Consider the following 18,845-nt stretch of genomic DNA (forward strand, 5'->3'; position numbering starts at 1 on the left):
GGAGTCGCCGGGTGACCAGTACGGACGTGACGGAAGAAGCAGAAGGCTCGGGACCCGGCGGCTACGCGGCGGCCCGGCTGCGCCTCCTCACCGAGGGGGCGCGGTCCGGGCCGCCGCGCCGCAGGGCGCTCGCCGAACTGACCGACGGCTGGCTGGCGGGCCTCTTCGGCGCGGCCACCGAGGGACACACCGGGGTCTCGCTCGTCGCGGTCGGCGGCTACGGGCGCGGCGAGCTGTCCCCGCGCAGCGACCTGGACCTGCTCCTGCTGCACGACGGCCGGGACGACAAGGCCGTCGCCGCACTCGCCGACCGCCTCTGGTACCCGGTCTGGGACCTCGGCATCGACCTCGACCACTCCGTACGCACCCCGCAACAGGCCCGGAAGACGGCGGGCGAGGACCTGAAGGTCCACCTCGGACTCCTGGACGCCCGCCACCTGGCCGGAGACCTCGGCCTGACCGCCTCCCTGCGCACGGCCGTCCTCGCCGACTGGCGCAACCAGGCCCCCAAGCGCCTGCCCGAACTCCGCGACCTGTGCGCCGAGCGCGCCGAACGCCAGGGCGAGCTGCAGTTCCTGCTGGAACCCGACCTCAAGGAGGCCCGGGGCGGCCTGCGCGACGCCACCGCGCTGCGTGCCGTCGCCGCCTCCTGGCTCGCCGACGCCCCGCGCGAGGGACTCGCCGACGCCCGGCGCCGCCTGCTCGACGTACGCGACGCCCTCCACCTGGCGACGGGCCGGGCGACCGACCGCCTGGCGTTGCAGGAACAGGACCAGGTGGCGGCCGAACTGGGCCTGCTGGACGCCGACGCGCTGCTGCGACAGGTGTACGAGGCGGCCCGCGTCATCTCCTACGCGGGCGACGTCACCTGGCGCGAGGTGGGCCGCGTGCTCCGCTCGCGTTCCGTACGGCCGCGGCTGCGCGCCATGATGAACGGAAGGAACGGCGGGAAACCGGTCGCCGAGCGCTCCCCGCTCGCCGAGGGCGTCGTGGAGCAGGACGGCGAGGCGGTGCTCGCCCGCACCGCGCGCCCCGAACGCGACCCCGTACTCCCGCTGCGCGCCGCGGCCGCCGCCGCGCAGGCCGGACTCCCGCTCTCCCTGCACGCCGTACGGCGCCTGGCAGCCGCCGCGCGCCCCCTGCCCACGCCCTGGCCCGCCGAGGCGCGTGAGCAGTTGGTGACCCTGCTGGGCTCCGGCCGGCCCACGGTGCAGGTCTGGGAGGCGCTGGAGGCCGAGGGCCTGGTCACCCGGCTGCTGCCCGACTGGGAGCGGGTCCGCTGCCGCCCGCAGCGCAACGCCGTGCACCTGTGGACCGTCGACCGGCACCTGATCGAGACCGCCGTCCGCGCCGCCGGGTTCACCCGCCGGGTGCACCGGCCCGACCTGCTGCTGGTCGCCGCGCTGCTGCACGACATCGGCAAGGGCTGGCCCGGCGACCACTCCCTGGCCGGCGAGACCATCGCCAGGGACGTCGCCGCGCGCATCGGCTTCGACGGCGCGGACACGGCCGTCCTCGCCACCCTCGTACGCCACCACCTCCTGCTCGTGGAGACCGCCACCCGGCGCGACCTGGACGACCCGGCCACCGTGCGCGCGGTCGCCGAGGCCGTCGGCACCGAGCACACGCTGGAGCTGCTGCACGCCCTGACCGAGGCGGACGCGCTGGCCACCGGGCCGGCCGCCTGGTCGTCCTGGCGCGGCTCCCTCGTCGCCGACCTGGTCAAACGGGTCGCCGGAGTGCTGGCCGGGGACCCGCAGCCCGAGGCCGAGACCGCCGCGCCCACCGCCGAACAGGAGCGGCTCGCGGTCGAGGCCTTCCGCACCGGCGGTCCCGTACTGGCGCTGCGGGCCCAGACCGAGCCGCCCGCCGATCCCGCCCCGGCCTCCTCCTCGGCCGACGGCCCCGAGCCCCTCGGTGTGGAACTGCTGATCGCCGTACCCGACCAGGCCGGCGTGCTCCCCGCGGTGGCCGGGGTCCTGGCCATGCACCGGCTGACCGTCCGCACCGCCGAGCTGCGGTCCGTTCCGCTGCCGGACGGCGTCGAGGGCTCCGTCCTGCTCCTCGACTGGCGGGTCGCCGCCCAGTACGGCTCCCTGCCCCAGGCCGCCCGGCTCCGTGCCGACCTGGTCAGGGCCCTGGACGGCACCCTGGACATCGCCGCACGGCTCGCCGAACGGGACGCCGCCCACCCCCGGCGCCGGGGCGTGGAGCCGCCCCCGCCCCGTGTCACCGTCGCCCCGGCCGCGTCCCGGCTGGCCACGGTCATCGAGGTCCGCGCCCAGGACGCGCCGGGACTGCTCTTCCGGCTCGGGCGTGCGCTGGAGGCGGCGGGCGTGCGGGTACGGAGCGCGCACGTGTCGACGCTGGGGGCCAACGCGGTGGACGCGTTCTACGTGACGCGGGGCGGGGGCACGCCGTTGCCCGGGGACGAGGCGGCGTCGGTGGCCCGGGCGCTGGAGGAGTCGCTGCGGGCGTGACCGTCCGCTCTCTGCGGCGGGCAGGGACACTTTGCCTGCCGGGCCGGATACCCTGGAGGGCGACCCACACCAACGCCGACGCGAGGACCTACGCCGCCGTGTTCGATACTCTCTCCGACCGCCTGTCAGCCACCTTTAAATCCCTCCGGGGCAAAGGAAGGCTGACCGAGGCGGACATCGACGCCACGGCCCGCGAGATCCGCATCGCGCTGCTTGAGGCCGACGTGGCGCTGCCCGTCGTGCGCGCCTTCATCAAGAAGGTCAAGGAGCGCTCCCTCGGCGCCGAGGTCTCCAAGGCGCTGAACCCCGCCCAACAGGTCCTCAAGATCGTCAATGAGGAGCTGGTCGGCATCCTCGGCGGCGAGACCCGCCGCCTGCGCTTCGCCAAGCAGCCGCCGACCGTGATCATGCTGGCCGGTCTCCAGGGTGCCGGTAAGACCACCCTCGCGGGCAAGCTCGGCCACTGGCTCAAGGAGCAGGGCCACTCCCCGCTGCTCGTGGCCTGCGACCTCCAGCGCCCCAACGCCGTCAACCAGCTGAGCGTCGTCGCCGAGCGCGCCGGTGTCGCGGTCTACGCCCCCGAGCCGGGCAACGGCGTCGGCGACCCGGTCAAGGTCGCCAAGGACTCCATCGAGTTCGCCAAGGCCAAGGTCCACGACCTGGTCATCGTCGACACCGCCGGCCGCCTGGGCATCGACCAGGAGCTGATGCGGCAGGCCGCGGACATCCGCGACGCCGTCAGCCCCGACGAGATCCTTTTCGTCGTCGACGCGATGATCGGTCAGGACGCGGTCAACACCGCCGAGGCATTCCGCGACGGCGTCGGCTTCGACGGCGTGGTGCTGTCCAAGCTGGACGGAGACGCGCGCGGTGGTGCGGCCCTGTCGATCGCCTCGGTGACCGGCAAGCCGATCATGTTCGCCTCGAACGGCGAGAAGCTCGACGACTTCGACGCCTTCCACCCGGACCGGATGGCCTCCCGCATCCTCGACATGGGTGACCTGCTCACCCTGATCGAGCAGGCGGAGAAGACGTTCAGCCAGGAAGAGGCCGAGAAGATGGCCTCCAAGCTGGCGTCCAAGAAGGGTCAGGACTTCACCCTGGACGACTTCCTGGCCCAGATGGAGCAGGTCCGGAAGATGGGCAGCATCAGCAAGCTGCTCGGCATGCTGCCCGGCATGGGCCAGATGAAGGACCAGATCAACAACCTCGACGAGCGCGACGTCGACCGCACGGCCGCCATCATCAAGTCGATGACCCCGGGCGAGCGCCAGGAGCCGACGATCATCAACGGCTCGCGCCGCGCCCGTATCGCCAAGGGTTCCGGTGTCGAGGTCAGCGCCGTGAAGAACCTGGTCGAGCGGTTCTTCGAGGCCCGCAAGATGATGTCCCGCATGGCCCAGGGCGGCGGCATGCCCGGGATGCCGGGGATGCCCGGCATGGGTGGCGGCCCCGGCCGGCAGAAGAAGCAGCAGAAGAAGGCCAAGGGCAAGCAGCGCTCGGGCAACCCGATGAAGCGCAAGCAGCAGGAGCAGGAGGAGGCCGCCCGCCGGGCCGCCGCCGCGCAGAGCGGGGGCGCGCTGGGGCTGCCGCAGCAGGGCGGGCAGGACTTCGAGCTGCCGGACGAGTTCAAGAAGTTCATGGGCTGACCGCCCGTCCGGGCGTAGCGCGTCACCGGGGCGCCTCCTGTCGCAGGGGGCGCCCCGGCGTCGTACACCCGCATGCCCGCGCGGCTTTCCTGTCGTAGCGTCCGGATATGACCAATCCGTCCCCGCCGCGCAAGGCACCGGAGCCGCCCTGGCGGACCGAGGGCACGCCCGACGAGCCGCCCAAACCGCCGCCCGGTGGCCGGAGGATGCGCGGCGGCTGGTGGAATTTGATCCTGGCCGCGCTGATCGTCTACCTCATCGCCAACCTCGTGCTCTCCTTCTTCAACGAGGGTGACGAGCCGACCATCTCCTACACCGAGTTCAGCAAGCAGGTCGACGAGGGCAACGTCAGCAAGATCTACGCCAAGGGCGACGCGATCCAGGGCCAGCTGAGGAAGGCCCGGGACAATCCCGAGGGCGACGGGACGTACACCAAGTTCACGACCGAGCGGCCGACCTTCGCGGACGACCAGCTCTGGGCCGACCTGACGAAGAACAAGGTCACCGTTACCGCCGAGCCCGTCGTGCAGCACCGCAGCTTCCTGGTCAACCTGCTGATCGCGCTGGCTCCGATGCTGCTCCTGGTGGTGTTGTGGATCTTCATCGCGCGGCGCATGAGGGGTGCCCTGGGCGGCGGGGCGGGCGGGATGCTGGGCCGCAAGGCGCCGCCCAAGCCGGTCGAGCTGGAGGCCGGGAAGCCGCGCACCACCTTCGCCGACGTCGCCGGCATCGACGAGGTGGAGGGCGAGCTGAGCGACGTCGTCGACTTCCTGAAGAACCCGGACGCCTATCGCCGCATGGGTGCCAAGATGCCCCGCGGCGTGCTGCTGACCGGCCCGCCCGGTACGGGAAAGACGCTCCTCGCGCGCGCGGTGGCCGGCGAGGCGGGCGTGCCGTTCTTCTCCGCGTCGGCGTCCGAGTTCATCGAGATGATCGTGGGCGTGGGCGCCTCCCGCGTGCGGGAGCTGTTCGCGGAGGCGCGCAAGGTGGCGCCGTCGATCATCTTCATCGACGAGATCGACACCATCGGCCGGGCCCGCGGCGGCGGCTCCGGCATGGGCGGCCACGACGAGCGCGAGCAGACCCTGAACCAGATCCTCACCGAGATGGACGGCTTCTCCGGCTCCGAGGGCGTGATCGTCATCGCCGCCACCAACCGCGCGGACATCCTGGACGCGGCCCTGACCCGCCCCGGCCGCTTCGACCGGGTGGTCAGCGTCTCGCCGCCGGACCGGAGTGGCCGGAAGGCGATCCTGGAGATCCACACCCGCGAGATTCCGCTCGCCCCGGACGTCGACCTCGCCCAGGTCGCCCGTACGACGCCGGGCATGACCGGCGCCGAGCTCGCCAACCTCGCCAACGAGGCGGCGCTGCTCGCGGTGAAGCGGAAGCAGGAGCGGGTGACGCAGGCCAACCTCTCCGAGGCGCTGGAGAAGGTCCAGCTGGGGGCCGAACGCCCGCTGGTGATGCCCGAGGAGGAGCGCCGGCGCACCGCCTACCACGAAAGCGGGCACGCCCTGCTGGGCATGCTGCGGCCGGGCGCCGACCCCGTCCGCAAGATCACCATCGTGCCGCGCGGGAGGGCGCTCGGGGTGACGCTGTCGACGCCGGACGCGGACAAGTACGCGTACACGGAGGAGTACCTGCGCGGGCGGATCATCGGCGCGCTCGGCGGCATGGCGGCCGAGCACGTCGTGTACGGGGTGATCACGACCGGTTCGGAGAGCGACCTCGAGCAGGTCACCAACATCGCCCGCGGCATGGTGGCGCGCTGGGGCATGAGCGAGCGGGTCGGACGGCTCTCCGCCCTCCCCGGCGACGCCCAGCAGGCCTACGGCCTCGCCGCCGCACCCCAGACGCTCGACGCGATCGACGGTGAGATGCGGCGGGTCGTGGACTCCTGCTACGAGGAGGCCGTGCGCAAGCTGCGCGACCACCGGGGACAGTTGGACGCGCTCGCCGAGTCGCTGCTGGCGAGCGAGACGCTGGACGAGGCGGAGGCGTACCGCATCGCCGGGATCACCCGGCTGACGAAGGACGACCCGGAGGCGTGAGCGCCCTTCGCCGGCCGTTTGCTTCGGCCTGCTTCATCGGCCTGCTTCTTCTGCCTACTTCTGCGGGAACTTCCAGACGTAGGGCTCGCCGTCCTCCTCGGACCAGTGGACCTCGACGCTCGTGGCGCCCGCGGGGATCACGTAGGTCTCGCAGAAGACGTGACTCTCGCCCTGCTTCCAGCTCTCGACGTCGTACGGGTCCTCGCAGCCCGGCGCGTCCTCGGAGGCGCCGATGAGGACGCCGCCGCGCTGCCGGTCCGCGAAGACCGTGGCGCCGTCGTGCACGTCGGAGCCCTCGGTCAGGGCGGGACCGCCCTTGTGCGTGTACTTGATGTGCGCGGTGGCCAGCACCCTGCCCTTGGCGTCCGCGGCGTCCGCGACCGCCTTCGCGGCCTCCGCCTCGGTGCCCACCTCGACCTTCTGCGCCACGACGTCGTACGTGACCTCGCCGGGGTCCTCCGCGACCTTCCCGCTCGCGCTCTCGCCCGGCGCCATGTCGCCGCCCGAGGCGGGCTGTGAGGGCGACGGCGAGGCCTCGGTGGTCGCCTCGGTGGTCGCGCCGCCCTTCGCGTCGGCGCCGGTGTCGTCGTCCCCGCCCCCGCACGCGGTGAGGGCCAGGGCGAGGACGGCGACGGGCGCGGCGAGGCGCAGTGCGGTCTTGCGGTGCGGCACTACAGGCTCCTGTATGCAGATGTGTCCGTTCCCCCGAACGGTGGATCAGCGTAGAGGTCCATGATCCACCGGGGGGAACGGCCGGAGCCCCCGGCCGCCTTCTTCACACCATTCACACCTGCATCGGAAGAAGCCGGTCTGATCCAGTCGTCAGGTGACCCGGGCGATCAGATAACGGAACACGTTTGGCATCCACACGGTCCCGTCGGACCGCTGGTGCGGATGCAGGGCCTCCGTCAGTTCCTTGTCGACCTGCTCCCGGTCGGTCGCCGCGACGGCCGCGTCGAACAGCCCGGTCGACAGCAGCCCTCGCACCGCGCTGCCCATGCCGGCGTAGCCGAACGGGCACGCCACGCGCCCCGAGCCGTCCGGCCTGAGCCCGGCCCGCTGGGCGACCTCCTCCAGGTCGTCGCGCAGGGCGGGGCGCCAGCCGCCCGGGCCGCGCATCGGGTCGGTGAGCTTGGCGGCCACCCGCAGCACCGACGTCGTGGCGCACCGTTCGGGCGGCCCCCAGCCGGCCAGCACCACGGCCGCCCCGCGTGCGGCGAGCGGCGTCGCCCGGGCGAGCAGGTCGCCGATTCCCTCCGTGTCGCCCTGGTGGCAACCGGTGGGTTCGAAGGCGGTCACCAGGGTGAACGCCGGTGCCGTCGGGTCCGCCGCGTCCCCGGGCGGGCCCTCGACGATCCGTGGCGTGTCGGCACGCGTGCGCGTGCTCTCCGCGCCGCCCGTCCCGGGTTCCTCGGACGTCCCGGGCAGCAGGCGCCGACGGGCCAGGTCCAGGAGTTCCGGAGAGCGGGAGTCGACTCCGGTCACCGCCGCACCGCGCGAGGCGGCCATCAGCAGCGCGAGTCCGGAACCGCAGCCCAGGCCCAGCATCCGGGTGTCGCCGCCCACGTCCAGCCGCTCGTAGACGGCCTCGTAGAGCGGTACGAGCATCCGCTCCTGTATCTCGGACCAGTCACGCGCGCGTGCACGCAGGTCCACGTGAGGCGTCGCCTCCGCGTGAGACGAGTGCTGCCGCACGAGCGTAGGTGTCATAGGAAAGTGCCCCAATCGCCGAGTGTTGCCGCCTTGCCCGATTCAGTGGCCCCCGTGCAGTGCGCTCGCACTCCCCCCGTATGCCAGGTAACTCCGGGCTCGCCGTGGCGTCCAGTGGTGGCGGGGCCCGGTTTGCCCGATCCCCGGTGCCCTGGCGAGATTTCACTTCCCGGCAACACGGGCCTGGCCGCGTGGTACCCGGGACGTCCCCGTCCCGCGCCCCGGCCCGGATGGCCGGATCGTGTCGCCGGACGATGACCGTGGGTGGCCGCCGCGTCGACGGCACGGTTCTGGCCAAGGTCGGCCGGGCCGGCGGTCACCGTGCGGCGCCCGGACGCGCCGGGAGGCGGGGCGGTGCCGCACGCCGGTGGCGCACCCGGTAACGTCGCGTCCGTCGACGCGTCCACTCGGACGGCGCCCCTCCGGGGCGACAGCGGCCGAAACGCCCCTTGCGCACGCGCGGGCCCCTCGCACTCCGGCGCGTGGACGGCGGTTACGCGCCGGTGCGTACGTTGGACTACGCACCAGCTTGGTACGAGCTGTGAGGCTTCTCCGCAGATCAGCGCACCCGCCCTCGTCGGGACGCATCAGCGGCAACTGACTGGTACGTGCAAATTATTTGGGATGCCCCGGAATAGGAACACAGCGGCACCCCGGCTCGTTGTCATTACGTGAGCACGACACCACCTGTTCTCGCCGCAGAGCTGGCGCAGGCGTGGGCCGACATTCAGCGGCACCACACCGAGCTGCCCGATCTTGCCGCGCCCGAGTCCCTGATCGGAGAGTCGTCGTCCGCCTGCGGGCACGAGCTCTCCTTCGAGCGACTGCTTCATGAGGCAGTCCACGGCATCGCAGCCGCGCGCGGAGTACGCGACACCTCCCGCGCGGGGCGTTACCACAACCGTCGATTCCTGGCGATCGCCGAGGAGCTGGGCCTTGACCATCCCGAGGAGCCGCATCCCAGCAGCGGCTTCTCGCTGGTCACGCTCACCCCCGAGGCGAAGCGCCGGTACCGTCCGACGATCGAACGCCTCCAGCGCGCGCTGAAGGCCCACACCGTCGCCACCGCGACCGACACGGCCCGCAGCTTCCGCGGTCCGGCCGCCCGGCACGGCTCCTCCGGGGGAGGGGTGCGCGTGAAGGCGGTCTGCGACTGCGGGCGCAACGTCCGCGTCGTCCCGTCGGTGCTGGCCCAGGCGCCGATCATGTGCGGCGGCTGCGGCAAGCCGTTCCGGATCCCGGAGGTGGTCGGCGCGGGAATGAGCTGAGGGTCCGGCTGCTCGTGGCAGCCGGACCCGGGCCGGGTGCCGTCGTCCGGAGGCGAGTGGTCCGCCCCCGGGCGGCCCCGGAGCCCGCCGTCCGACGGGCCTGCCCGCGTGTGGCACAATGGCTAGCTGTACTCGACAGTCGCACAGGACCCCTCTCTCCTCCGGCTGACGCGTCCATCGGGCACTCGGGTACCGCAACCCCACGCGGCTCTCTCGCCGTGCCCACCCACGTCAAATCCAGGAGAACCCACTCCCGTGGCAGTCAAGATCAAGCTGAAGCGTCTGGGCAAGATCCGTTCGCCTCACTACCGCATCGTCGTCGCCGACTCCCGTACCCGCCGTGACGGCCGGGCCATCGAGGAGATCGGCAAGTACCACCCGACGTACAACCCGTCGGTGATGGAGGTCGACGCCGAGCGTGTCGCGTACTGGCTCGGTGTCGGCGCGCAGCCGACCGAGCCCGTGCTCGCCATCCTGAAGAAGACCGGCGACTGGCAGAAGTTCAAGGGCGAGCCCGCCCCGGCTCCGCTGCTGCAGCCGGCCGAGAAGGCGGCCCGCCCGTCCTTCGAGGCGATCGGTGGCGAGGACGAGGGCAAGGGTGAGGCGATCACCCAGAAGAAGAAGGCCGACAAGAAGGACGAGGCCGCCGCCGAGTCCTCCGCGTCCGAGGCCTGAGCATGCTCGAGGAGGCTCTCGAGCACCTCGTGAAGGGCATCGTCGACAACCCCGACGATGTGCAGGTCGCCTCGCGCAACCTGCGCCGCGGGCAGGTGCTCGAGGTCCGGGTCCACCCCGACGACCTCGGCAAGGTGATCGGCCGCAACGGCCGCACCGCCCGCGCGCTGCGCACCGTCGTGGGCGCCATCGGCGGCCGCGGTGTCCGTGTCGACCTCGTCGACGTGGACCACGTCCGCTGACGCCAATCGCAGCACCGGCTCGGGCCGGGGAAGGCCACTGGGCCGTCCCCGGCCCGCAGTCGTACGAGCCCGGAGGCCGTACGGCCGCCGAGCGGCTCGTCCGCAGTTCCGACAGGAGATCAAGCACAGTGCAGCTGGTAGTCGCGCGCATCGGCCGCGCCCACGGAATCAAGGGCGAGGTGACCGTCGAGGTCCGCACGGACGAGCCGGAGCTGAGGCTCGGGCCCGGTGCCGTACTGGCCACCGACCCCGCCGCCACCGGGCCGCTCACCATCGAGTCCGGCCGGGTGCACAGCGGCCGCCTCCTGCTGCGCTTCGCCGGCGTCCACGACCGCACCGGCGCCGAGGCGCTGCGCAACACCCTCCTGATCGCCGACGTCGACCCCGGCGAGCGGCCCGAGGACGAGGACGAGTACTACGACCACCAGCTGATCGACCTCGACGTGGTCACCGAGGACGGCACCGAGGTCGGCCGCATCACCGAGATCTCCCACCTGCCCACCCAGGATTTGTTCGTGGTGGAGCGCCCCGACGGCAGCGAGGTCTATGTGCCGTTCGTCTCGGAGATCGTCACCGGGATCGACCTCGACGAGCAGCGTGCGGTCATCGACCCGCCGCCCGGCCTGATCGACGACCGGGCGGAGGTCGCCTCCTCGCGCGAGGACGCCGGCGGTCCGGGAGAAGACGCCTGATGCGGCTCGACGTCGTCACGATCTTCCCCGAGTACCTGGAACCGCTGAACGTCTCCCTCGTCGGCAAGGCACGCGCGCGCGGACAGCTCGGCGTCCACGTGCACGACCTGCGCGAGTGGACGTACGACCGGCACAACACGGTCGACGACACCCCTTACGGCGGCGGCCCCGGCATGGTCATGAAGACCGAGCCGTGGGGCGACGCCCTGGACACCGTGCTGGCCGACGGCTACGAGACGGGGTCGGGCGAGCCCGCCCTCATCGTGCCCACGCCGAGCGGCCGCCCCTTCACCCAGGAACTCGCCGTCCACCTCTCCGAGCGGCCCTGGCTGATCTTCACCCCGGCCCGCTACGAGGGCATCGACCGCCGTGTCGTCGACGAGTACGCGACCCGGATGCCCGTGTACGAGGTGTCCATCGGCGACTATGTCCTGGCCGGCGGCGAGGCCGCCGTACTCGTCGTCACCGAGGCCGTGGCCCGGCTGCTGCCCGGCGTGCTGGGCAACGCCGAGTCCCACCGGGACGACTCCTTCGCCCCCGGCGCCATGGCCAACCTGCTGGAAGGTCCCGTCCACACCAAGCCGCCGCAGTGGCGCGGGCGCGGCATCCCGGACGTGCTGCTCAGCGGCCACCACGGGAAGATCGCCCGCTGGCGCCGCGACGAGGCCCTGCGCCGCACCACGGCCAACCGGCCCGACCTGATCGAACGGTGCGACCCCGCCGCCTTCGACAAGAAGGACCGCGAGATGCTCTCCATCCTGGGCTGGCAGCCCGACCCGGACGGGGAACCGTACGGCCGATTTTGGCGCAGGACCCCGGGCGTGGAAGAATAGGCGGCTGTTGTGCGTCCGTCCGGAGCGCGCCCCTGCCACAGGGGGAGACGACGCCCGTCCCGACCCGCACGACCCTGATTCCGAAACACCTAGTTTCCGCCGATGACCTGTGGCATCGGCGAGGAAAGCAGACGAAATGTCTCACCTGCTCGACTCCGTCGACGCCGCGTCGCTGCGCAGCGACGTCCCGGCCTTCCGCCCCGGCGACACCGTCAACGTCCACGTGCGCGTCATCGAGGGCAACCGCTCCCGTGTGCAGCAGTTCAAGGGCGTCGTCATCCGCCGTCAGGGCGCCGGCGTGCGCGAGACCTTCACGGTCCGCAAGGTCTCCTTCTCCGTCGGCGTCGAGCGCACCTTCCCGGTGCACACCCCGATCGTGGAGAAGATCGAGCTCGTCACCCGCGGTGACGTCCGCCGCGCCAAGCTGTACTACCTGCGCGAGCTGCGCGGCAAGGCCGCGAAGATCAAGGAGAAGCGCGACAGCTGAGCGCCCTCCGGGGTCCGCGCCGGGGCCGGATAGCATCTGGCCCCGATGGACACCGAAACACAGCACACGGAGCGCGACCGCTCCTCCCGCCCTTCCGACTCCGAGCAGCCCTCGGATCCGGAGGGCCCGGAGGAACGGTCGCGTTCCGCGTTCACGGGGCGGATCAGGGACTGGGTGCCGGGCGGCCGGATCACCGTGACCCTGCTGATCCTCCTGCTGTTCCTGCTGCTGGTCAGCACCTTCGTGCTGCAGCCGTTCCAGATCCCCAGCGGATCGATGGAGCGCGGATTGAGGATCGGTGACCGGGTTCTCGTAAATAAGTTGGCGTACCGTTTCGACGGCCGGCCACGACGGGGAGACGTCGTCGTCTTCGACGGCACCGGGAGCTTCGGGCACGGCGACTACATCAAACGCGTTGTCGGTGTGGGCGGGGACCACGTGGTGTGCTGCGACGAGGAGGGGAGGGTCCGGGTGAACGGGCAGTCGGTCGACGAGTCGGCGTTCCTGTACCCCGGCGACCGCCCGTCCACGGTGCCCTTCGACGTCGTCGTCCCCGACGGCACCCTCTTCGTCCTCGGCGACCACCGGGCCGACTCCAGCGACTCCCGCGACCACCTGGGCTCCCCGGGGGGCGGGATGGTTCCCCTGGACGACGTGATCGGCCGCGCCGACTGGATCGTCTGGCCCTTCGGCCACGCCACCCGCCTCGACCGCCCCGACGCCTACGCGCGCGTGCCGGACGCGGAGGCCGGCGCCGCCGCGCCGCCCGCCGAGGACGCCGATGGGTAGCCGGGGCAAGCCGCGGGGAGCGCCCAGCAGCCCCACGGAGAACCTCCTGCCCACCGGATCGAGGCGTACCGCCGCGCCGTCCGGCGGCCGCTCGCGCGCCGAGCGCCGCAAACTCCAGCGCAAGGTCAAACGGCGGCGCAGACGCGGCGCCGTCAAGGAGATCCCGCTCCTCGTCGGCGTCGCGGTCCTCATAGCGCTGGTGCTGAAGACCTTCCTCGTCCAGGCCTTCGTGATCCCCTCGGGCTCCATGGAGCAGACCATCCGGATCGGCGACCGGGTCCTGGTGGACAAGCTGACCCCCTGGTTCGGGTCCGAGCCGCAGCGCGGGGACGTCGTCGTCTTCCGGGACCCCGGCGGGTGGCTCCAGGGCGAGCAGACCACCAAGAAGGACGACCCCGTCGTCGTCAAACAGGTCAAGGAAGGCCTCGCCTTCATCGGACTGCTGCCGTCCGACGACGAGAAGGACCTCATCAAGCGGGTCGTCGGCGTGGGCGGCGACCACGTCAAGTGCTGCGACAAACAAGGCCGCGTCACCGTCAACGGCGTTCCCCTGAACGAGGACTACCTGTACCCCGGGGACAGCCCGTCCCGGACGCCGTTCGACGTCACCGTCCCCGAGGGGCGGCTGTGGGTGATGGGCGACCACCGGTCCAACTCCGCCGACTCCCGCGCCCACCAGGAGACCGACTTCGGCACCGTGTCCCAGGACGAGGTGGTGGGGCGGGCCATGGTGATCGCGTGGCCGTTCGGTCACTGGACCACCCTGGACGAGCCGAAAACGTACGCGTCCGTGTCCGACGCGGCCACCGGTTCGACCGCCGCTCCCGAGCTGTCGCATAGGGTTGCCCCCTACGATCCGAACGCGATGATGGAACTCCCGACCCCTGCGGAACTCCCGCTCGTTATGGGAGTGGTGGGCCTGCGCCGTATCCGGGGCAGGCGGCGGCAGAGAGTGAGGAGTTGGCGTGGGGGATGTGGCGGTTGGCGCACGGTCCGGTCACGACGGCGAGGAGAACCGCGGACGCCCCGAGGAGAGGTCCGGACCGGCCGCGGTCGGCGCCCCCGACTCCGGATACGGCTCCGGAACCGAGGACGGCAGGGTGACGAACGGACAGCGCGGGCAGGACGGACACAACGGCGGGACCGAGGACGAGGGAGTTGGGGGGACGCCGCCCGCGACCCCTCCCGCGGCCAAGAAGCAGCGCTCCTTCTGGAAGGAACTGCCGATCCTGATCGGCATCGCGCTGGTGCTCGCCCTGCTGATCAAGACGTTCCTGGTGCAGGCGTTCTCGATCCCCTCGTCCTCGATGGAGAACACCCTTCAGATCGGTGACCGGGTCCTGGTCGACAAGCTGACCCCCTGGTTCGGTTCGGAGCCCGAGCGCGGCGAGGTCGTCGTCTTCCACGACCCGGACGACTGGCTGGCGGGCGAGCCGACGCCCGACCCGAACGCCCTGCAGACGGTCCTCAGCTGGATCGGCCTGATGCCGTCCGCCGACGAGAAGGACCTGATCAAGCGGGTCATCGGCGTCGCCGGTGACACGGTCGAGTGCAACAAGACCGGCCCCCTCAAGGTCAACGGCAAGGCGCTGAACGAGCCGTACGTCTACCCGGGCAACACGCCCTGCTCGGACGACGACCAGGGCGGGCGGTTCAAGGTCACGGTCCCCGAGGGCAAGATCTGGGTCATGGGCGACCACCGGCAGAACTCCCGGGACTCCCGCTACCAGCAGTCGGACAAGAACGGCGGCATGGTCCCGGTGGACGAGGTCGTCGGCCGCGCCATCGTGGTCGCCTGGCCGATGAACCGGTGGGGCACCCTGCCGGTCCCGGACACCTTCAGCCAGGACGGCCTGCAGTCCCAGTCCTCGGCCGCCGCCGCGCTGTCGGTCGCGCCCCAGGGCCTGGCCGTCGCCGGTGTGGTCCCGTTCGTCTGGTGGCGCCGTCGCCGCATCGCCCCGGTCGACACCCGCTGAGGTCCGGGGGGACGCGCGGAGTCCGGTTGAGTCCCGCTGAGCCCCCGCGTATGCCGCCGCGGCTCGACAAGCCCCCTTCCGGCCTCCGGGAGGGGGCTGCCCCGTTGGCGTACCGCCGGGTAAGGTGCCGCTCCATGGGTGGCGAGAGCACGACACGTACGGTCCCGCGAGGCGGCGCAGCGAACAAGGGCCCGGCGGGCAGTCGGACCGGACAGCGGCTGTCCGGCATCGCGGTGGCGCTGGGCCTGGTGCTGTTCCTCGGCGGCTTCGCCTGGGGAGCGGTGGTCTACCGGCCCTACACCGTGCCGACCAGCTCGATGACGCCGACGATCGACGCCGGTGACCGGGTCCTGGCGCAGCGCATCGACGGCACCGACGTCCGCCGTGGCGACGTCGTCGTGTTCAAGGACGCGACCTGGGCCAACGCCCCCATGGTCAAGCGGGTCGTCGCCGTCGGCGGGGACACCGTCTCCTGCTGCCAGCAGGGCAAGCTGAAGGTCAACGGCAAGGTGATCGACGAGCCCTACCTGCCCGCCGGCACCCCGGCCGAGGTCAGCGACTTCCAGACCGTGACCGTCCCCGAGGGCCGTCTGTTCCTGCTCGGCGACGAGCGGGACAACTCCGTGGACTCCACCGCCCACCTCGCCGACGCGGTCGCCGGCACCGTGTCGCGCGGCGCCGTGGACGCCCGCGTCGACGCCGTGGCCTGGCCCATGAACGGCATGCTGGAACGGCCGACTGGCTTCGAGACGCTGGGCGACCTCTCCTCGCCGGGTCCGCTGCGGACCGTCGTCGTCCTGGTGATCGCCGGGGCCGTGCTGATCCTGGGCGGCGCGGCCTACGGGCCCCTCGCCAAACGGGCCGCGGCCTTCCGGGCCCGCAAGGGAGCGGAGCCGACCGGTGCCCGCTGAGGTGACCCCGGCCGGACAGGACACCTACGAGGGTGGACTGCGCCGCGTGGCCCGGGTCGTGCTGCTCGACCCCGAGGACCGCATCCTGCTGCTGCACGGCCACGAACCGGACGATCCGGCCGACGACTGGTGGTTCACCCCCGGCGGCGGCGTGGAGGGCGACGAGACCCGTGCGGAGGCCGCCCGGCGCGAGCTGCTGGAGGAGACCGGCATCACGGACGTCGAACTCGGCCCGGTGCTGTGGCGGCGCAGGTGCTCCTTCCCCTTCGCGGGCCGCCGCTGGGACCAGGACGAGTGGTACTACCTGGCCCGCACCGCCCGGACCGCCACCGAGGCGGTCGGCCCCGGCCTCACCGAACTGGAGCGGCGCAGCGTCGCCGGAGCGCGCTGGTGGACGTGTGCGGAACTGACCCGGGCACGTGAGACGGTGTATCCGACCAGACTCGCCGGGCTGCTGCGCACGCTGCTCGACGAAGGTCCCCCGGCCGGCCCGGTGACCCTGGACACCGAAATCGTCTAGGGGCGCCCGGGACTGGCGCACAATGGGGGGACCGCACGGCTGAAGGGGAACATGCCATGAGCGCCGAGGACCTCGAGAAGTACGAGACCGAGATGGAGCTCAAGCTCTACCGGGAGTACCGCGATGTCGTCGGTCTGTTCAAATACGTGATCGAGACCGAGCGGCGTTTCTACCTCACCAATGACTACGAGATGCAGGTGCATTCGGTACAGGGCGAGGTGTTCTTCGAGGTCTCCATGGCGGACGCCTGGGTGTGGGACATGTACCGGCCGGCCCGGTTCGTCAAACAGGTACGCGTGTTGACGTTCAAGGACGTGAACATCGAGGAGCTGAACAAGAGCGACCTGGAGCTTCCGGGCGGGTGACGGAGTTTTCCACAACCGGTGAGTAGTTCACCGTGAGTGACGGGATCGGCCCGTCTGCGTGATCGTTGGCGCCGGAGGTGGTGCCGACATGAACGCACGAGGTGCGATGGGCAGGTACGGCGAGACACTCGCCGCCCGCCGGCTGACCGGGGCCGGAATGACCGTCCTGGAGCGCAACTGGCGCTGCGGCAGGACCGGCGAGATCGACATCGTGGCCCGGGACGGGGACGTCCTGGTCGTCTGCGAGGTCAAGACGCGCGGCGGCGGCTCCTTCGAGCATCCGATGGCCGCCGTGACCCCGGACAAGGCGGAGCGGCTGCGACGGCTCGCGGAGCGCTGGATCCAGACCCACGGAGGAGCGCCGCCCGGCGGTGTCCGGATCGACCTGGTCGGCGTGCTCCTCCCGCAGCGCGGCGCACCGGTCGTCGAGCACGCCAGGGGGGTGGCGTGATGGGGTTCGCACGTACGTGCTCGGTGGCGCTCGTCGGCGTCGAGGGCGTGGTGGTCGAGGTCCAGGCCGACCTGGAGCCGGGCGTGGCGGCCTTCACGCTGGTGGGACTGCCGGACAAGAGCCTCACGGAGAGCCGGGACCGGGTACGGGCGGCCGTGGCGAACTCGGGTGCGGAGTGGCCCCAGAAGAAGCTGACGGTCGGTCTCAGCCCGGCCTCGGTGCCCAAGAGCGGCAGCGGCTTCGACCTCGCCGTCGCCGCGAGCGTCCTGGGCGCGGCGGAGCGGATCGACCCGCGGGTCCTGGCCGACATCGTGATGATCGGAGAGCTGGGTCTCGACGGCCGGGTGCGGCCGGTGCGCGGCATCCTGCCGGCGGTCCTGGCCGCGGCCGAGGCCGGCTACGAACAGGTGGTCGTGCCGGAGTGCGCCGCGGCCGAGGCGTCCCTGGTCCCCGGCGTGTCGGTGCTCGGCGTGCACAGCCTGCGCCAGCTGATCGCCGTCCTCGCCGACGAACCCGTGCCGGAGGAGGAACAGGACCTCCAGGGCCGCCCCGACCCGCTCATGGCCGGTCTGCGCATGCCCGGCACCGGCGCGGCCACCGGAATGCACAGCATGGGAGCGGCACAGCACGACCACGGGCACGACCTCGCCGACGTCGTCGGCCAGGAGTCGGCGCGCACGGCGGTGGAGGTCGCCGCGGCCGGTCGGCACCACCTGTTCCTGGAAGGCCCGCCCGGCGCCGGCAAGACCATGCTCGCCGAGCGGCTGCCCGCCATCCTGCCCCGGCTCTGTCGGGCGGAGTCCCTCGAGGTCACCGCCGTGCACTCGGTGGCGGGCCTGCTGCCGCCGGGCAAGCCCCTGATCGACGTGGCCCCCTACTGCGCTCCCCACCACTCCGCCACGATGCAGGCCCTCGTCGGCGGCGGCCCCGGCATGGCGCGGCCGGGAGCGGTGTCGCTGGCGCACCGGGGCGTCCTGTTCCTGGACGAGACCCCGGAGTTCGGCAGCCACGCGCTCGACGCGCTGCGTCAGCCGCTGGAGGCCGGGCACGTCGTCATCGCGCGCAGTGCGGGCGTGGTGCGCTTCCCCGCGCGGTTCCTGATGGTGCTCGCCGCCAATCCCTGCCCCTGCGGGCGGTTCTCGCGGACCGACGAGCTGTGCGAATGCCCGTCCTCGGCGATCCGCCGCTACCAGGCCAGGCTGTCCGGACCACTGCTCGACCGGGTCGACCTGCGGGTCGAGGTGGAGCGGGTCACCCGCAGCCAGCTGGCCGGTGACGGCACCCGGGGCGACTCCACCCAGGCCGTCGCCGACCGGGTCCGGGCGGCCCGGGACCGGGCGGCCGCACGCCTCGCGGGGACCCCATGGCGGTCGAACAGCGAGGTGCCCGGCCGGGAGCTGCGCAGCCGCTGGCGCGCCGCAGCCGGTGCGCTGGAGGAGGCGGAGCGCAGTCTGGAACGCGGCGTGCTCACCGCCCGAGGACTCGACCGGGTCCTGCGCGTCGCCTGGACCGTCGCGGACCTCGTCGGCCACGACCGCCCCGACGCACGGGACGTCGCCCTGGCACTGCAGCTGCGCACCGGGGTGCCGCGGGGGGTCCCGATGGCCCTGGGAGCACTGGCATGAGCGGGGGCACCAGGCCGGCGCAGGACGCCGTCCCGAGCGGTGACACCGGGGCGAAGGCGAGCGCGACCCTCTTCCCCGACGCCGCCGTGTCCTTCGGCGGCGGAAGCCCGGCCGAGGG

Annotated in this window: 18 protein-coding genes and 1 pseudogene; 17 read left to right on the plus strand and 2 right to left on the minus strand. The window is 72.3% G+C overall.

Features of this window, described 5'->3' with window-relative positions:
• The first annotated feature begins 11 nt into the window (after positions 1-11).
• The 3 genes from C4J65_RS25020 to ftsH all read left to right on the plus strand — a co-directional run bounded on the left by C4J65_RS25020 (position 12) and on the right by ftsH (position 6,183).
• The gene (locus C4J65_RS25020; protein WP_162833341.1) at positions 12-2,480 is read left to right on the plus strand and encodes a [protein-PII] uridylyltransferase; all 2,469 of its coding nucleotides are present in this window, start codon (positions 12-14) and stop codon (positions 2,478-2,480) included.
• A gap of 98 nt (positions 2,481-2,578) precedes the next feature.
• Entirely contained in the window at positions 2,579-4,129 is a 1,551-nt protein-coding gene (gene ffh, locus C4J65_RS25025; RefSeq protein WP_115744405.1) for a signal recognition particle protein, read from the plus strand.
• A gap of 107 nt (positions 4,130-4,236) precedes the next feature.
• Positions 4,237-6,183 carry an ATP-dependent zinc metalloprotease FtsH gene (gene ftsH / locus C4J65_RS25030; RefSeq protein WP_115744406.1) on the plus strand — a complete coding sequence of 649 codons (1,947 nt, stop codon included), beginning with the start codon at positions 4,237-4,239 and terminating at the stop codon, positions 6,181-6,183.
• A 54-nt stretch (positions 6,184-6,237) separates the two neighbouring features.
• On the opposite strand, the gene C4J65_RS25035 is transcribed toward ftsH, so the two are convergent.
• Both C4J65_RS25035 and C4J65_RS25040 read right to left on the minus strand, forming a co-directional pair.
• On the minus strand, positions 6,238-6,855 hold the full coding sequence (locus C4J65_RS25035) for a hypothetical protein (protein ID WP_115744407.1): 618 nt from the start codon (positions 6,853-6,855) through the stop codon (positions 6,238-6,240).
• A gap of 150 nt (positions 6,856-7,005) precedes the next feature.
• A complete protein-coding gene (locus tag C4J65_RS25040) occupies positions 7,006-7,893 on the minus strand; it encodes an SAM-dependent methyltransferase (RefSeq protein WP_115744408.1) in 888 nt (295 codons plus the stop codon).
• Between the two features lie 671 nt (positions 7,894-8,564).
• Here C4J65_RS25040 and C4J65_RS25045 point away from each other — a divergent pair.
• The 14 genes and pseudogenes from C4J65_RS25045 (at position 8,565) to C4J65_RS25110 (ending at position 18,727) form a co-directional block, all read left to right on the plus strand.
• Positions 8,565-9,161, plus strand: coding sequence for a hypothetical protein (locus C4J65_RS25045; protein WP_003973403.1), 597 nt, complete (start codon positions 8,565-8,567; stop codon positions 9,159-9,161).
• A gap of 255 nt (positions 9,162-9,416) precedes the next feature.
• Positions 9,417-9,836, plus strand: coding sequence for a 30S ribosomal protein S16 (gene rpsP / locus C4J65_RS25050; RefSeq protein ID WP_007444852.1), 420 nt, complete (start codon positions 9,417-9,419; stop codon positions 9,834-9,836).
• A gap of 2 nt (positions 9,837-9,838) precedes the next feature.
• Positions 9,839-10,078 (plus strand): RNA-binding protein, encoded by a 240-nt coding sequence (locus tag C4J65_RS25055; RefSeq protein WP_115744409.1) that lies wholly within the window; start codon positions 9,839-9,841, stop codon positions 10,076-10,078.
• Positions 10,079-10,206: 128 nt separating this feature from the next.
• Positions 10,207-10,770 carry a ribosome maturation factor RimM gene (gene rimM, locus C4J65_RS25060; RefSeq protein WP_115744410.1) on the plus strand — a complete coding sequence of 188 codons (564 nt, stop codon included), beginning with the start codon at positions 10,207-10,209 and terminating at the stop codon, positions 10,768-10,770.
• Positions 10,770-11,603: a tRNA (guanosine(37)-N1)-methyltransferase TrmD gene (gene trmD / locus C4J65_RS25065; RefSeq protein ID WP_115744411.1), complete on the plus strand. Its 834-nt coding sequence runs from the start codon at positions 10,770-10,772 to the stop codon at positions 11,601-11,603. Before rimM ends, trmD begins: the two co-directional genes overlap by 1 nt.
• A gap of 136 nt (positions 11,604-11,739) precedes the next feature.
• Positions 11,740-12,090, plus strand: a complete 351-nt coding sequence (gene rplS / locus C4J65_RS25070; RefSeq protein ID WP_003973398.1) for a 50S ribosomal protein L19 — start codon at positions 11,740-11,742, stop codon at positions 12,088-12,090.
• A gap of 45 nt (positions 12,091-12,135) precedes the next feature.
• Entirely contained in the window at positions 12,136-12,879 is a 744-nt protein-coding gene (lepB, locus tag C4J65_RS25075; protein WP_115744412.1) for a signal peptidase I, read from the plus strand.
• Positions 12,872-13,951 (plus strand): annotated as a pseudogene (lepB, locus tag C4J65_RS25080) (signal peptidase I); the annotation flags it as partial. The gene lepB (C4J65_RS25075) and the pseudogene lepB (C4J65_RS25080), both read left to right, overlap by 8 nt.
• Positions 13,845-14,855, plus strand: coding sequence for a signal peptidase I (lepB, locus tag C4J65_RS25085; RefSeq protein WP_205351059.1), 1,011 nt, complete (start codon positions 13,845-13,847; stop codon positions 14,853-14,855). The pseudogene lepB (C4J65_RS25080) and the gene lepB (C4J65_RS25085), both read left to right, overlap by 107 nt.
• 134 nt (positions 14,856-14,989) lie before the next feature.
• A complete protein-coding gene (gene lepB / locus C4J65_RS25090) occupies positions 14,990-15,766 on the plus strand; it encodes a signal peptidase I (protein ID WP_115744415.1) in 777 nt (258 codons plus the stop codon).
• The gene (locus C4J65_RS25095) at positions 15,756-16,286 is read left to right on the plus strand and encodes an NUDIX hydrolase (protein WP_162833343.1); all 531 of its coding nucleotides are present in this window, start codon (positions 15,756-15,758) and stop codon (positions 16,284-16,286) included. Before lepB (C4J65_RS25090) ends, C4J65_RS25095 begins: the two co-directional genes overlap by 11 nt.
• A gap of 56 nt (positions 16,287-16,342) precedes the next feature.
• Positions 16,343-16,651 carry a DUF2469 domain-containing protein gene (locus C4J65_RS25100; protein WP_003965949.1) on the plus strand — a complete coding sequence of 103 codons (309 nt, stop codon included), beginning with the start codon at positions 16,343-16,345 and terminating at the stop codon, positions 16,649-16,651.
• An 88-nt stretch (positions 16,652-16,739) separates the two neighbouring features.
• The gene (locus C4J65_RS25105; protein ID WP_162833344.1) at positions 16,740-17,102 is read left to right on the plus strand and encodes a YraN family protein; all 363 of its coding nucleotides are present in this window, start codon (positions 16,740-16,742) and stop codon (positions 17,100-17,102) included.
• Positions 17,102-18,727, plus strand: coding sequence for a YifB family Mg chelatase-like AAA ATPase (locus C4J65_RS25110; RefSeq protein WP_115744418.1), 1,626 nt, complete (start codon positions 17,102-17,104; stop codon positions 18,725-18,727). Before C4J65_RS25105 ends, C4J65_RS25110 begins: the two co-directional genes overlap by 1 nt.
• The last annotated feature ends 118 nt before the right edge of the window (positions 18,728-18,845 follow it).

Source organism: Streptomyces sp. CB09001 (genome assembly GCF_003369795.1).
GTDB lineage: Bacteria > Actinomycetota > Actinomycetes > Streptomycetales > Streptomycetaceae > Streptomyces.

Bases quoted from the DNA above. Each gene is read 5' to 3' on its own strand.
- ftsH (WP_115744406.1), top strand. From the start codon at position 4,237: ATGACCAATCCGTCCCCGCCGCGCAAGGCACCGGAGCCGCCCTGGCGG.
- C4J65_RS25040 (WP_115744408.1), bottom strand. From the start codon at position 7,893: ATGACACCTACGCTCGTGCGGCAGCACTCGTCTCACGCGGAGGCGACG.
- C4J65_RS25055 (WP_115744409.1), top strand. From the start codon at position 9,839: ATGCTCGAGGAGGCTCTCGAGCACCTCGTGAAGGGCATCGTCGACAAC.
- trmD (WP_115744411.1), top strand. From the start codon at position 10,770: ATGCGGCTCGACGTCGTCACGATCTTCCCCGAGTACCTGGAACCGCTG.
- rplS (WP_003973398.1), top strand. From the start codon at position 11,740: ATGTCTCACCTGCTCGACTCCGTCGACGCCGCGTCGCTGCGCAGCGAC.
- lepB (WP_115744412.1), top strand. From the start codon at position 12,136: ATGGACACCGAAACACAGCACACGGAGCGCGACCGCTCCTCCCGCCCT.
- lepB (WP_115744415.1), top strand. From the start codon at position 14,990: ATGGGTGGCGAGAGCACGACACGTACGGTCCCGCGAGGCGGCGCAGCG.
- C4J65_RS25100 (WP_003965949.1), top strand. From the start codon at position 16,343: ATGAGCGCCGAGGACCTCGAGAAGTACGAGACCGAGATGGAGCTCAAG.
- C4J65_RS25105 (WP_162833344.1), top strand. From the start codon at position 16,740: ATGAACGCACGAGGTGCGATGGGCAGGTACGGCGAGACACTCGCCGCC.
- C4J65_RS25110 (WP_115744418.1), top strand. From the start codon at position 17,102: ATGGGGTTCGCACGTACGTGCTCGGTGGCGCTCGTCGGCGTCGAGGGC.